We start from the raw sequence: 14,835 nt of genomic DNA on the forward strand, positions 1-14,835 counted from the left end.
CCACCCGCGCCGACGCCCGCCGCCGCGCCCGCGCCGCCGCCACGGAGGTCGCCGGATGAGCCCCCACGCCCCCGACCCCGCGACCGCGATCGCCGTCACCGGTCTGGCCTGCCGCTTCCCCGGAGCACCCGACGCCGCGTCCTTCTGGGACCTGCTCGCCGGTGAACGCGAGGGCCTGACCCGCCTCACCCCCGCCCAGCTCACCGACATGGGCGTGCGGCCCGCGGTGCTCCGCGACCCCGCCTACGTGCCGGTCGCCGGGATCATCGACGGCCAGGACCTGTTCGACCCCGACCCCTTCGGCCTCACCGACGCCGAGGCCGCCCTGCTCGACCCGCAGCAGCGGCTCTTCCTCGAATGCGCCTGGCAGGCGCTGGAGGAGGCGGGCCACGGCGGCGGCACCGGCGCGGGCTCGGTCGGCGTCTTCGCCGGCGCCGCGCAGAGCGCCTACCTCGCGGCCAACCTGGCCGACCGCTGGGACTCCGCGGGGGCCGGTGACGACCCCGTCGGCACCCTTCAGACGGCGATCGCGACCCAGACCGACTACCTGCCCGCCCAGACCGCCTACCGGCTCGACCTCACCGGCCCCGCCGTCGCGGTCAACACCGCCTGCTCGACCTCGCTGGTGGCGGTGCACACGGCCGCCCAGTCCCTGCTCAACGGCGAGTGCGACACCGCGCTGGCCGGCGGCGTGTCCCTGATCGTCCCCCAGGGTCGGGGCTACCTGTACACACCCGACGGCATCTACTCCCGCGACGGCACCGTCCGACCCTTCTCGTCGGAGGGGTCCGGCGTGGTCTACACGCAGGGGGCGGGCGCCGTCGTCCTGCGCCGCCTGGGCGACGCCCAGCGCGACGGCGACCCGGTGCTGGCGGTGCTGCACGGGTCGGCGATCAACAACGACGGCGCCGCCAAGGCGGGCTTCACCGCGCCCTCGATGCGCGGCCAGGCCCGTGTCCTGGTCGAGGCGCTGGCGGTCGCGGGGGCCGACCCGCGCCAGGTCGGCTACGTCGAGGCCCACGGCACCGGCACCCGGCTCGGCGACCCGATCGAGACGGCCGCGCTGAAGCGGGTCTACGGCGAGTCCGGCCCGTCGTGGTGCGGGCTCGGCTCGGTCAAGAGCAACATCGGCCACACCAACTCGGCCGCGGGCATCGCGTCGTTCATCAAGACGGTGCTGGCCCTGCACCACCGCACGCTGCCCGCCTCCCTGCACGCCGAACCGGTCAACGAACTCCTGGGGCTGGAGCGGTCACCCTTCGAGGTCGTCACCCGCACCCGGCCGTGGGAGGGCCCCGAACTCGCGGGCGTCAGCTCCTTCGGGATCGGCGGCACCAACGCCCACGCCATCCTCGGCCCGGCGCCCGAGCGCGGCCCGGCGCCGCGGGACCGGCGGCCCCAGATCCTGCCCCTCGCCGCGCACACCCGTGCGGCGCTGACCGCGACGGCGGACGGCCTCGCCCGCGACGCCCGGGCGGCCGGGACGGACTCCCCCGCCGCGCGGACCGCCGACCCCGCCGACCTGGCGTTCACCCTGCAGACCGGGCGGGCCCACCCCACGGCGCACCGGATGGCCGCGGTCGCGGCCGAGGGCCGGGTCTCCGACGCCCTGCGCGCCGCCGTGCCGGTCTCCGCCTCCGGCGCGAGCGCCCGCGTCGTCTTCGCCTTCCCCGGCGGAGGCAGCCAGCACACCGGGATGGGCGCCGAACTCTACGAGCAGGAACCCGTGTTCGCGCGCTGCGTCGACGACTGCGCCGAACTGTTCCTGCCGCTGCTGGGCGCCGACATCCGCGACGTGGTGACCGGCCCGGAGGGGGCCGCCGACCGCGCACGCGACGCCGCCGTCGGCCTGCCCGCCCTGTTCGCCGTCTCCCTGGCCACCGCACGGCTCCTGGAGTCGTGGGGCGTGCGCCCCGACGCGGTGCTCGGCCACAGCCTGGGCGAGTACCCGGCGGCCGTGGTCAGCGGCGCGCTGGCCCTCGCCGACGCCGTGCGCCTGGTCGCGGTCCGCTCCACCGCCGTCGCCAAGAGCGCGGGCGAGGGCACGATGCTCTCCGTCCCCCTCGGTGAGCAGGACACGGTCGCCCTCCTGACCCGCCACCCCGACGTGGACCTGGCGGTCGTGAACGCTCCGGACTCCTGTGTGGTGTCCGGACCGCGCGCGGCGGTCGCCGCCGTCGGGGCCGAGCTGTCCGCCGCGGGCCACAGGTGCACGACCGTGCACGTGGACGTGGCCGCGCACTCCCGGCTGGTGGAGCCCGCCATGGACCACGTGCGCGACGCCGCGCGCGGCCTGGCCGCCGCACCGCCGACGGTGCCGATCGTCTCCACCGTCACGGGAGAGCCGGTCTCCGACGCGCTGGGGACCGCCGAGCACTGGGTGGACCAGCTGCGCGGCACGGTCCGCTTCGACCGGGCCCTGCGCGCCGCGGTCGGAGATCGGTCCGCGGTGCTGGTCCAGGTCGGCCCGGGTGCGGCGCTGGCCTCCCTCGCCCGACGCAACGGCCTGCCGGAGCTGGCCACCGCGCTGACCACGCTCGCGACGGAGCCGGAGGAGTCCGACGCGGTGGCCGTGCGTGCCGCCCTGGGCTCGCTGTGGGCGCACGGGGCCGAGGTGGACTTCACCGCGCTGCACGCCGGTGGACGGCACCGGGTCGCCGCGCCCGGCTACGCGTTCCAGCGGCGTCGGCTGTGGGTGGACCCGCCCGAGCGGCCGCGGTCGGCCGGGGGCGAGGTCCCCGACGCCGACGACCCCCTGCAGGTCCCGGTGTGGTCGCAGTCCCCACCGCTGGACCCCGCGCCCCTGACCGGCCGCTGGCTGCTGGTCGGACCCGCCGCCACGGACGCCTCGGAGACCCCGGACGGCTCTGGCGACACGGTCGGTGCCGAGGGCACCGGAGCGGCGGCTGACGCGGCCGCCCTGCGTGCGGCGCTGGCCGACGCCGGCGCCACGGTCGTCGGCCCCGGCGAGGAGGACACGGGACCGTTCGACGGCGCGGTGCTGCTGCTCGACACCGTCCCCGGCCGGGAGCACGACCCCGACGCCGTCACCGAACAGGTCCTCGCCCACGCCGGGGCCGCCCGTGCACTCGCCGACCTGGACCCGCCGGTGCCGGTGGTCCTCCAGGTCGGCCGGGCGGTGGAGCGGGTGGAGAGCGCCGACCGCGGCCACGCGGCGGGCGCGACGGCTCGTGTGCTCCCCCGTGTCCTCGCCCAGGAGACCCCGGGCCTGGTGTGGCGCACGCTCGACGTCGGGGAGCGCGTGCGGATCGGCCCGGCGGTCGTCGCCGAGCTGGCCGACCTCGCTCGCTCCCGGACCAGCGGCACCGAGGCCGCCGTGCGCGGCGCCACCCGGTGGATCCGCGGCGTCGCCCCCTGGCGGCCGGGCACGTCCCCCGTGTCTGCCACGTTCAGCCCACACCTGCCGCACCAGCCGACCCACACGCACGCGGCACCCCAGCCGCCCGAAGCATCCCGCACGACCCACACGCCCGAGGAAGCGCTCACGAACCGTGCGCCCGAGGCGCACGCAGCGTCCCACACGACCCATGCCGACCCGGCATCTCACACGGGCGACGCGCCCCAGGTGTCCCCCGTATCGCACGCCTCCGAAGCGCCCCCCACGACACACGCGGCCGGAGCATCCCGCACTCCCCCTGCCCCCGAGGTCCCACACGCGGATCAGGCACCCCAGGCGTCCCTCGCGACTCACGCGGACCATGCGCCCGAGGCACCCGGCGAGCCCGGGAGTTCGGCGGGCGGCCCCGACCTGCCCCTCGACCAGCGGCCGGTCGCGCTCATCACCGGTGGGCTGGGCGACGTCGGGCTCACCACGGCCGCGCACCTGTCCGCGCGCGGGATGCGCGTGGTCGTCACCTCCCGCTCCGCTCCCCCGGACTCCCCCGAGCCCGGCAGCCGAGCCGAGGAGCGGGTACAGGCGCTGCGCACCCTCGCCCAGCGGGGCACACCGGTCGAGGTGCGCGCGGTGGACGCCGCCGACACCGGCGCCATGACGGCGCTGCTCGCCGACCTGGCCGACCCGGGCGGCCCCGGGCTGGCCCTCGTCGTCCACGCCGCGGGCGTCGTGGCCACGGCCGACCTGGCACCGCTGCGCTCGGTGACCGCCGAGCACGTCGCCGGACACGTCCACTCCAAGATCCGGGGCGCCCTCGCCCTGCGTGCGGCCGTGGCCGCGCTGGAGCCCGAGCGGCGGCCCTCCTCCGTGGTCCTGATGTCCTCGGCCGGCACCCTCGTCGGCGGCGTCGGGATGGGCCCCTACTGCGCGTCGAACGCGTTCCTGGACGCGCTGGCCGCCGCATCCGTCGACGATCCCCGCACACGCTGGCTCAGCGTGGTGTGGGACGCCTGGCGGGTGGGCCCGCTCGGTGCGGACCGGATCGTCAACCTCGACTTCGCGCTCGACGCGGCGACCGGCATGTCCGCGCTGGACCGGCTGCTGGCGGCGTGCGCCACCGGCACCGCGCCGCCCGTGGTCGCCGTGTCCGCCACCGACCTGCGGGTGCGGGTGGCCGACGCCGCCCGCCCCGTGCCGCGGCCCGAACCCGGTGCCGCGGGAGAGGGGTCGGCCGACGAACTCGACCCGGTCGAGCGGGTCCTCGCGGACCTGTGGAGCGACCTGTTCGGCGTCCCCGTGCGCTCGGCCGACGCGGACTTCTTCGCGCTCGGCGGCCACTCGCTGCTCGCCACCCGGATGCTCGTGGCCCTGCGCCGCCGGTTCGGTGTCGAACTGGGCCTGCGCGACGTGCTCGCCGAACCCACACTGGGCGGTATCGCCGCGCTGGTCGGCGGCAGGGCCGGTGTGCCCGCGCCCGACCACGCGCACGCGTCCGGCCCCGCCCCCGTGCGCGCCGCGCACGGCTCCGCCATCCCGATGACCCGCGTCCAGCACGCCTACTGGGTCGGCCGGGACGGCGGCTACGAGCTGGGCGACCTGGCCTGCCGCTTCTACCTCGAATACGACTGCGCCGACCTGGACGTCGCACGCTACGAGGCCGCGTGGAACCGGGTGATCGACCGGCACGCCATGCTGCGCGCCGTCACCACCACCCAGGGCACCTTCACCGTCCTGGACCGGCTGCCCCGCTACCGGATCCGCGTGCACGACCTGTCGACCCGGCCCCCGGAGCGGCGCGAGGCCCGTCTCACCCGCCTGCGCGAGCGCGTGGCGCGCGAGTCCGGGCCCGCGGACCAGTGGCCGCTGTTCCAGGTGCAGGCGGTCCGGCTGCCCGGGGGCCGCACCCGGCTGCTCATCGGCGTGGACGTGCTGATCTGCGACGCCGCGAGCTACTGGATCATCGACCGGGAGGTCCAGTACTTCTACGAGAACCCCGACGGCGGTCTGCCCGAGCCCGGAGTCGACTTCGCCACCTGCGTCACCGCGATCGACGCGGGCCGGGGCTCCGCCGAATGGGAGCGCGCGGCCCGGTACTGGCGCGAGCGCGACGCACTGCCCGGCGCGCCGGACCTGCCGGTCGCGCGCGAGGCGGCCGACCACCGGTTCGAGCGCCGCACCGCACGGCTGGACTCGGCGGAGTGGGACGCCCTGCGGGAGCGGGCCGCGCGCCACGGGGTGACCCCGACCGCCGTCCTGCTCGCCGCCTACGCGGAGACGCTGGCCGCGTGGTCGGGCCAGGACCGCTTCGCCCTGACGCTCACCCTGTTCGACCGGCCCGACGTGCATCCCGACGTCAACGACGTGGTCGGGGACTTCACCTCGCTGCTCCTGCACGAGGTGGACCTGGCGGACGCCCCCTTCGCGGACCGGGTCCGCGCGGTGCACCGGCGGCTCTTCCAGGACCTGGACCACCGCGCGTTCTCCGCGCTGGACCTGCTGTCCGAGCGGGCGGCGCGCACGGGGCGGGTCGAGTCGGTGCCGGTGGTGTTCACCAGCGCGGTCGGCCTGGAGGACGCGCTGGGCTCGGAGCACGACCTGCAGTGGGTGGGCACCCAGGTGCACGCCCTGAGCCAGACTCCGCAGACGGTCCTGGACCACCAGGTCCTCGTCCAGCGCGGCGAACTCCTCCTGCAGTGGGACGCCCTCGAACCGGCGCTGCCCGCCGAGGAGGTGGACCGCGCCTTCGCCGACCACGTGGCCCGGGTGCGGCGGCTGGCCACCGGGGAGTGGTCCGCCTTGGACCCGCGGGCGGGAGTCGCCGAGGCGCGACCGACCACGGAGGACCCGCGGCCCCGGAACACCGTGTCCGCCTCGGGCACCGGAACGGCCACGGAGGCGGACGAGAACTCGGACGTGGGCCCGGGGCCGGACACGAGTGCACAGGGTCCGGACACCACGCACCCGCAGGTGTGCGAGGACGCCCTGCTCCCGCTCCGGTCCGGCACCGGCGACCGCACACTCTTCCTCCTGCACCCCTCCGGCGGCGACGTGCTCTGCTACACCGCCCTCGCCCGCGCCCTGGACCCGCGCGTGGGCGTCGAGGCCGTCACCGACCCCGGCCTGGTCGGCGGCTCCGGACCGGACACCATCACCGGCCTGGCCCGCCACCACCTCGCGCTCGTCCGCCGCCGCCAACCCCGCGGCCCCTACCTGCTCGGCGGGTGGTCCATGGGCGGCGACCTCGCCCAGGAGATGGCCTGCCTGCTCCACGAACAGGGCGAGACCGTCGACCTGCTCCTGCTGCTGGACTCCAACGACCCGACCCACATCACCTCCGTGGACCTGCACGATCCCCGGGACGCCGAGGGCGAGACGCTCGCCCGGCACCTGGCCGCGCTGGAGGGCTACCTCGGCATCGACCTGGGCATCGGCGACGGCGCCGAACGGGCCGCGTTCATCGCCAGGGAACCCCGTGAGCGGTGGTCCGAGGCCGAGCAGCGACTGCGCGAGCACGGCCTGCTGGGCGGCGGGAGCACGGTCCTGCGCGAACGGGTCGGTGTCTTCGACCGGCACATGCGCGCCCTGGCCGCGTTCGAGCCGCGACGGCTGGCCGCCGCCCGGACCGCCGCCCTCGTCGTCCGAGCCGACCTGCCCGCCTCCCGCAACTCCGGCATCGGCATGGGCGTGGACGACACCCCGCCCGGGCTCGACGACCTCGGCTGGGGCCGCCACCTGGCCACTCCCCCGAGCGTCGCGGGGCTGCGGGCCGACCACTACTCCCTGATGCGGCCGCCCGCCGTCGCGCGGCTCGCCGACCTCGTGAACGAGGCACTGCTCCCCCACATCGACCCGGGCCACGACGGCTCCCGGTGAATCCCCCGACACCCCGAAGGACACGAGTGAACACACCGCACACGATCCCCCGCCCGGGAGCCCTGCTCCTGAGCGCCGCCCTGCTGGCCGTCTCGGCCTGTTCCGGCGCGGATCCGGCCGCCGAGCCGGACGCCGGCGGCGACACCCTGCGCTACGCCGCCACCGGCTCCCCCTCGACGGCGACCCACGACCCGCACGGCGGCGTGGGCAACGAGTCCGACTCCCTGCGCTTCGGACTGCTCTACGACGTCCTGGCCGTGCCCGGCGACGACGGCACCACCGAGCTGCGCCTGGCCGAGTCGGTCGAGCCCGCCGACGAGGAGCTCGTCGAGTGGACCATCACCCTGCGCTCCGACGCGGTCTTCAGCGACGGCTCCCCCGTGCGCGCGGCCGACGTGCTCTACTCACTGCGCCGCATCGAGGACAAGGCCGCCGAGAACTTCGGCCGCCTGGGCATGTTCGACTTCGCGGCCTCGGAGGTCGTCGACGACCACACCCTGACGGTCGTCGCGCACCAGCCCTACGCCGCCGCCCCGCGGGCCCTGGAGGCGGTCACCTTCGTCGTGCCCGAGGGCACCGAGGACTTCAGCGAGCCCGTCCCCGGGTCCGGGCCGTTCCTCTTCGCCGAGGGCGACGCCGAGAACGCCGTCCTGGAGCGCAACGACGACTGGTGGGGGCCGACGCCGCCGTTGGAGCGCGTCGAGATCTCGGCGGTCGCCGACCCGCAGGCGCGCGCCCAGGCGGTGAGCTCGGGACAGGCCGACGTGGGCAGCAGCGTCGCCCCCTCGTCCGTGGCCGCCGCCGAGGAGGAGGGGCTGCAGGTCGTGCGGCGCCCGGCCGTGACGATGTACCCGTTCGTCATGCGGCTGGACACCCCGCCCTTCGACGACCCCGCCGTGCGCGAGGCCTTCCGGCTCGCCGCCGACCGCGACCAGCTGGTCGAGACGGTGTTCCTGGGGTACGGGCAGGTGGGCGACGACGTCATCGCCCCGGCCGATCCCGCGAGTCCGGAGACCGAGGCGCGCGAGCGCGACGTGGATCGGGCCCGGGAGCTGCTCGCCGACGCCGGGCACGGGGACGGGCTGGAGGTCGTGCTGCACACGACCACGTCCTATCCGGGGATGGACACCGCGGCCACGCTCTACGCCGAACAGCTGGAGGAGGTCGGGGTGGACGTCGAGATCTCGATGGATCCGCCGGACACCTACTGGACCGACGTCTTCGCGCAGGAGCCGTTCTACACCGGCTTCTACGGCGGCATCCCGTTCACCGACATCGCGACCGTCGCCCTGCTCAGCGACGCGCCCACCAACGAGACGGCCTGGGAGCGGCCGGAGTGGGACGCGGCCTTCGCCGAGGCCCTGTCGACCGCCGACGCCCAGGAGCGCGACGGGATCCTCTCCGAGCTGATGCTGGAGTTGCGGGACGAGGGCGGCTACGTGGTGTGGGGCACCGGGGACGGCATCGACCTCGCCACGGACGACGTCGCCGATCTGCCGGACGGGCCCGGATTCGACAAGCTGTTCATCGACCAGGTGCGGCTGACCGGCTGATGCGCACGGCCCCTCGGCGTTCGCGGTGGACGCGCGCGCTCACGTCCGTGGTGCGCGCCTGCGCCCTGCTGGCGGCGGTCTCGGTCGCGGTCTTCGCGGTGAGCGACCTGCTGCCGTCGGACGCCGTCGCGGTGCGCGCCGGGGCGGGGGCGACCGCCGAGCAGCTCGACGCGATGCGGGCGGCCGCGGGGCTGGACGCCCCGGCCCACGAGCGCTACGCGCGCTGGCTGGCCGGTCTGGTGACGGGCGACGCCGGAACCTCCCTGGTCAACGACCGGCCGGTGGCGGTGCTGGTCGGCGCCCGCCTGCCCGCGACGCTCACCCTGGCGGGCGCCGCGCTGCTGGTGGCCGTGCCGCTGACCGCGGTGCTCGCGTGGGCGGCCGGGGCGGCCCCGCCACGGGCGCGGAGCTGGACGGCGGGCGCGGTGGCCGGGCTGGCCGCCGTGCCCCAGCCGGCGTTCGTGGCCGGACTGGTCGCGCTGTTCTCCGTCGCCTGGGGCGTGCTGCCCCCGGTCTCGCTGGTGCGGGCCGGGGGCTCGCCGCTGGACGAGCCCACGCTCCTGGTCCTGCCGTCGCTCGCCCTGGCCGTGCCGATCGCCGCCTACGGTGCCGGGCTGCTCGGCGGCGCGCTCGCCGACGCCCGGGCGCTCCCGCACGTGCGGGACGCGGAGCTGCGCGGGGTGCCGCGGTGGCGGATCGCCACGCGGCACGTGGCGCCGTTCCTGCTCGCCCCGGCCCTGCGGGTGCTGGCCGTGTCGGCGGGCGCGCTCGTGGCGGCCACGGCCGTGGTGGAGACGATGTTCGGCTACCAGGGGCTCGGTGAGCTGTTGGTCAGCGCGATCGCGACCCGCGACGTCCCGGTCGTCCAGGCCGTGGCCCTGCTGGCGTCGGCGGTCGTCGTCGCCGGGACCGCCGCCGCCGACGCCGCCGCGGCCCTGACCGAGCCGGTGACGGCATGAGGGGCTCGGTGGGCGTGGCCGCCCTGGTGGTCCTGGGTCTGGCGGTGTGGGGCGGTGCCCTGGCCCCGCACGACCCGTCCTCGACCGTCGCCGCGCCGTGGCTGGCGCCCGGCGGCGACCATCTGCTCGGCACCGACGCGGCCGGCCGTGACGTGTGGTCCCGGACGCTGTCGGGCGGCCGGGGCATCGTCCTGACCTCCGTGCTGGCCGCCGTGGCCGCCGGGGCCGCCGGGACTCTGGGCGGCCTGGTGGCCGGGTGGTACGGGGGCTGGCCCGACCGGCTGCTGTCGGGGACCGCCGACCTCCTGCTCGGTGTGCCCCTGCTGCTGGTCGCCCTCGTGCTGGCGGTGGTGCTTCCGGCACCGGCCGCCGTCGTGGCCGGCGCGGTCTGCGGCGGCGCCCCGCTGACCCTGCGCGTGGTGCGCGACGCCGTGCGCCGCGCGCGCCGGACCGGGTACGTGGAGGCGGCGCTCGGGCGCGGCGAGCGTACTCCGGTCCTGCTGGTCCGGGAGGTCCTGCCGGGCCTGGCGGGGGTGGCCACCGCCGACCTGGGGCTGCGCTTCGTCGTCGCCCTCCAGCTGGCGGCGGCGCTCGGCATGCTGGGGCTGGGCGCGCAGCCGCCCGCCCCCGACTGGGGGCTGATGCTGCGCGAGAACCTGGCCGGGGCGGCGCTCAACCCTCCGGCCCTGGTGGCACCCGCCGCCGCGCTGACCGTCACCGCCCTGGTCGCCGCCGCGTTCGCGCGGGGCACGGCCGAGCGGCGGACCCGGCTCCGGGAGCCCGCCCCATGACCACGGCACCGATTCTGCGGGTGGACGACCTGACCGTCACGGGAGCGGACGGGACCGTCCTGGTCGACGGCTTCTCGCTGGCCGCCCGGGCGGGTGAGACGGTCGCCCTCACCGGGCCCTCCGGATGCGGCAAGACGACGGCGGTGCTCGGGCTCCTGGACGCCCTGGCGCCCGGGACCCGACGCGTGCGCGGCCGCGTGCGGTGGCGGGACGCCGAGGTCCGGCCCGGCCGCGCCGCGCGGCGCTGGCGGCGTACCCACACGGGCGTCCTGACCCAGGACCCCGTGCAGGGTCTCAACCCGCTGTCCACGGTCGGGACCGCGGTGCGCGAGGGCGGCGGCGCCCGCGCATCTCTGGTCCCCCTGCTGTCGTCGCTGGGGCTGGACGCCGAGGACGTGGTGCGTCGCCGGACGCACACCCTGTCCGGCGGCCAGGCCCAGCGGGTGGCACTGGCCCGCGCGGTGCTGTCCGATCCGCCGCTGCTCGTCCTGGACGAACCGACAAGCGGGCTCGACGCCGCCGCGGTCGCGCTGGTGGCGCGGGAGATCGGCCGCAGGCGGGCTCGGGGCGGCCTCACGCTGGTCGTCTCGCACGACCCGGAGTTCACCGCCGCCGTCGCCGACCGGGTCCTCGCGCTCGGTCCGGCCGCGACACGACCCGTCGAGCGACCGGTGTCCGCCGCTGGAGCCGACCGACCCGCCGTGCGGCTGACCAGTGGGGCCATGGCGTCCGCGCGAACCGACGAGGGCCGAGTCCGGAACGGCACCCGTCCGGCGCACGCAACCTCCGACGAGCCCGCGGGCCCATCGGCCCCACACCTCACGGACGTGCAGGCGGGGCACGAGGGCCGGGCCCGGAACGGTGCAGATCCAGCACACGGGACGCCCGACGAACCCGACCATCCACCGGTCCCGCGCCTGGCGAACGTGCGGGCGGGGCACGACGACCGGGCACGGAACGGCACACGTCCGGCACTCGGCTCCCGGGGCCGGCCCGAGGGCCCACCGGTCCTGCGCCTCGTGGACGTGGACGTCGGTCACCCGGGGCGCCCGCTCCTGGACGGCGTCCGCCTCGACCTGCGCCCCGGGGAGATGGTCGCCGTGACGGGCCCCTCCGGCTCGGGCAAGAGCACCCTGCTCCGCGCCGTCGCGGGCCTGCACACCCCCTCCTCGGGCCGCGTCCTGCTCCACGGCCGCGCGCTGGCCCCGACCGTCGGCGCCCGCGACCGCGCGGGCCTGCGCGCGATCCAGTTCGTGGCGCAGGACCCCGCCGGGGCGCTCAATCCCGCGCACACCGCCGCCTCGGCCGTGGCACGACCGTTGCGCGTCCTGCGCTCGCTGTCCGCCTCCGACGCGCGTGCCGGGGCCGCCGCACTGCTCGACCGGGTCGGGCTGGACGCCGACGCCGGACACCGCGGGCCGGGCGCGCTCTCCGGCGGACAGCGCCAGCGCGTGGCCCTGGCCCGTGCCCTGGCCGCGGGGCCGGACGTCCTGCTCGCCGACGAGATCACCTCCGCCCTGGACCCCGGGACGACCGCGGCGGTCCTGGACCTGCTGCGCGACCTGTGCCGCTCCGGGCTCGCGGTGCTCGTGGCCACACACGAACCCGGCGTCGCCGCGCGCGCCGACCGGATCCTGACCGTCGAGGGGCGCTCCCTGCGCCTCCCGCCCACCGAACCCCGTCGAACGGAGACCATCCATGCCAGGCCCTGAACCCCTGTCCGGCCAGGCCGACTCGAACGACGTGCACGACCTGCCCGCCCGGGCCGCCGAGGCGCTGGCCGGCCATCCGTGGATCGCCGGAGCCCGGGTGGAGGACGGCGTCGTACGGATCCGCCCGCACCCGAACGCGCTCGCCTCCCGGCCGCGGATCGGGGCGCTCGTGTCGGAGTACCTCGACCACTGGGGCGAGCTCTACGACTGGACCTACGAGAAGGCCGAGGGCCGGCACTCCGGCGACCTGGACCTGTCCGGTTGGCGGGCCTCGGACACCGGCGACCCGCTGCCGGTCGAGCACATGGGCGAGTGGGTCGACCGCACGGTGGACCTGGTCCTGGAGACGCGGCCGGACCTGGTCCTGGAACTCGGGTGCGGGACCGGCCTGCTGGCCCACCGACTGCACGGGCGGGTGGGCGGCTACGTCGGCACGGACGTCGCCCCCACCGCCGTGGCGACCCTCACCGCCGCCGGGCTGCCCGGCACCGCCTTCGTCCGCGCCGCCGCGCACGAGGCGGCGTCCGCGCCGGTGGCCGGGGCCCTGGAGCGCGTGGCGGGCGCGGGCGCACGCCCCGACTGCGTCCTGCTGAACTCCGTCACACAGTGCTTCCCCGACCTGGGCTACCTCCGGGCCGTCCTCCTGGACGCGATATCCCTGGTGCGGCCGGGCGGCACGGTCGTGGTCGGCGACAACCGGCACGCGGGCCTGCTCACCGAGTACGGCGCCTGGGTCGAGCGCGCCGCCGACCCCGACGCCTCGGACGCCGAGATCGCCCGGCGGGCAGCCCGCCGGGGCGAGCGCGACGACGAACTGCTCTTCGACCCCGCCTGCCTGGCCGCGATCGGCGCCGCGTCGCCGCGCGAGGTACGCCTGGGCGTGCGGGCCAAGACCATGGGCGCCGACACCGAGCTGACCCGGTACCGGTTCGACGCGGTCTTCCACGTGGACGCGGCCGACCCCCCGGTCGCGCCCCGGGCCGTGGCCTGGTCCGCCACGGCCACCGCGGCCACCGACGACGTGCGCCTGGCACAGGCTCTGTCCCAGGGCCCGGTCCGCGTGGCGGGGATCCCCCACGCGCTGCTGGTACGGTCCCCGGACGCGCGTACGCCCGCCGGGTTGCGCAGCGCCCTGGCGGGGCTCGACGCGTGCGTGGCCCTGGACCCGGCCGACCCGCGCGTGCTGGAGGTCTGCTCCCCCGCGTCGGCGGCCCCGCGCCCGGTGGCCGAACACGTCGGCGCGGGACAGGCGCACGAGCCGTTCCACGCGTTCGTCGCACGCAGGCTCGGTGAGGCCGCCCGCTCGCACCTGCGCAGGCACCGCCCCGAGGCCCGCGCGGTCAGGATCGCGGTCGAGGAGGCCGCGTGACCACGGCCGAGGGGCTCAACGACCGGATCCGCGCGGCGGCCGACCGTGCCGTCACGGACGTGGACGTGGACCGCCTGCCGGGGTTCATGCGGGAGATCGACCAGGTCGCCCTGCTCGCCATGGCGTGGGCGCTGCGGAGCCACGGGCTGTTCCGGGGCGGGTCGCACACCGAGTCGGAGATCGCCGCGGCCACCCGCACCGCCGACCGGCACCGCTGGATCCTGCGCCGCTGGCTCGGTGCGCTCTCCAGGGCGGGGATGCTGTGGGGCGACGGCTCGACGTTCACCCGGCTGCGCGCCGTGGGGCGGCGCGAGCTGCGCGAGGCAGCCCACGGCCTGGCCGCGTCCGGCGAAGGACTGGGCTACCCCGAGGCCATGGTCGCGTTCCTGCGGCGCGCCTTCAGCCACCTGCCGGCGCTCCTGCGCGACGACGTGGCCGTGCAGGCGCTGCTGTTCGCGGACGGCGAGGCCGACACGGCGGACGGGGCCTACCGGGAGAACACCGTCAACCGCTACGTCAACGCCGCGGCGGCCGAGGCGGCGCGGTGGGCGGCCGAGGGCCGCCCCGCGGGGGCGCCCGTCCGGGTCCTGGAGATCGGCGCGGGCGTGGGCGGCACCACCACCGACCTGCTCGGCGCGCTGGCGCGGGGCCCGGTGGACTACGTGTTCACCGACGTGTCCCCGTACTTCCTGGACCTGGGCCGGGAGCGCTTCGGCGGGCGTCCGGGCACACGGTTCGCGTTCCTGGACGCCAACGACACCCCGCTCGGGAAGGGGGTGGTGGACCCGGGCACGCGGGACCTGGTGGTCGCGGCGAACGTGCTGCACAACGCCCACTCCGTCGACGCGTGCCTGCGGGGCGTGCGGGACCTGTTGGCCCCGGGCGGGCTGCTGCTGTGCGTGGACACCTGCCGCGAACTGCCGCAGATCCTGGCGTCGATGCAGTTCCTGATGTCGCCGCGCGAGGGCCGACCCGGGCCCGGGTCCCACGACTTCCGGGCCGGGACCGACCGCGTCTTCCTGTCCCGGCGGGAATGGGAGGCCGCGCTGCGGAATGCGGGACTGACCCCGCTGGCGTCGGCGCCGGGCCCGGACCACCCGCTCGACGCCGTCTCGGTGACGCTCTTCGCCGCGCGGCGGGACGCCTGAAGAGGAGCCGGATAGGGTGGCACACGACCGCAGCCCCCTCGGTCGCCAGACCACCGCCGTGCCACCCCTCCCGGC

7 protein-coding genes are annotated in these 14,835 nt (G+C 76.9%); all 7 read left to right on the forward strand.

Features of this window, described 5'->3' with window-relative positions; all coding sequences use genetic code 11:
- Nucleotides 1-55 precede the first annotated feature (55 nt).
- From ADL05_RS09385 to ADL05_RS09415, 7 genes are read left to right on the forward strand one after another with little or no spacing between them, the layout of a single operon-like run.
- Nucleotides 56-7,228: a type I polyketide synthase gene (locus tag ADL05_RS09385; RefSeq protein WP_053616498.1), complete on the forward strand. Its 7,173-nt coding sequence runs from the start codon at nt 56-58 to the stop codon at nt 7,226-7,228.
- A gap of 26 nt (nt 7,229-7,254) precedes the next feature.
- Nucleotides 7,255-8,781 carry an ABC transporter substrate-binding protein gene (locus ADL05_RS09390; RefSeq protein WP_053616499.1) on the forward strand — a complete coding sequence of 509 codons (1,527 nt, stop codon included), beginning with the start codon at nt 7,255-7,257 and terminating at the stop codon, nt 8,779-8,781.
- On the forward strand, nt 8,781-9,740 hold the full coding sequence (locus ADL05_RS09395; protein WP_053616500.1) for an ABC transporter permease: 960 nt from the start codon (nt 8,781-8,783) through the stop codon (nt 9,738-9,740). The genes ADL05_RS09390 and ADL05_RS09395 overlap by 1 nt, the downstream gene beginning before the upstream one ends.
- Entirely contained in the window at nt 9,737-10,531 is a 795-nt protein-coding gene (locus ADL05_RS09400; protein ID WP_053616501.1) for an ABC transporter permease subunit, read from the forward strand. The genes ADL05_RS09395 and ADL05_RS09400 overlap by 4 nt, the downstream gene beginning before the upstream one ends.
- Nucleotides 10,528-12,243, forward strand: coding sequence for an ABC transporter ATP-binding protein (locus tag ADL05_RS09405; RefSeq protein WP_053616502.1), 1,716 nt, complete (start codon nt 10,528-10,530; stop codon nt 12,241-12,243). Before ADL05_RS09400 ends, ADL05_RS09405 begins: the two co-directional genes overlap by 4 nt.
- A complete protein-coding gene (locus ADL05_RS09410; RefSeq protein ID WP_156365783.1) occupies nt 12,230-13,612 on the forward strand; it encodes a class I SAM-dependent methyltransferase in 1,383 nt (460 codons plus the stop codon). Before ADL05_RS09405 ends, ADL05_RS09410 begins: the two co-directional genes overlap by 14 nt.
- Nucleotides 13,609-14,760: a class I SAM-dependent methyltransferase gene (locus ADL05_RS09415; protein WP_053616503.1), complete on the forward strand. Its 1,152-nt coding sequence runs from the start codon at nt 13,609-13,611 to the stop codon at nt 14,758-14,760. The genes ADL05_RS09410 and ADL05_RS09415 overlap by 4 nt, the downstream gene beginning before the upstream one ends.
- Nucleotides 14,761-14,835: the final 75 nt, after the last annotated feature.

The sequence above is a fragment of the Nocardiopsis sp. NRRL B-16309 genome, assembly GCF_001279585.1.
In the GTDB taxonomy this organism is placed as follows: domain Bacteria; phylum Actinomycetota; class Actinomycetes; order Streptosporangiales; family Streptosporangiaceae; genus Nocardiopsis.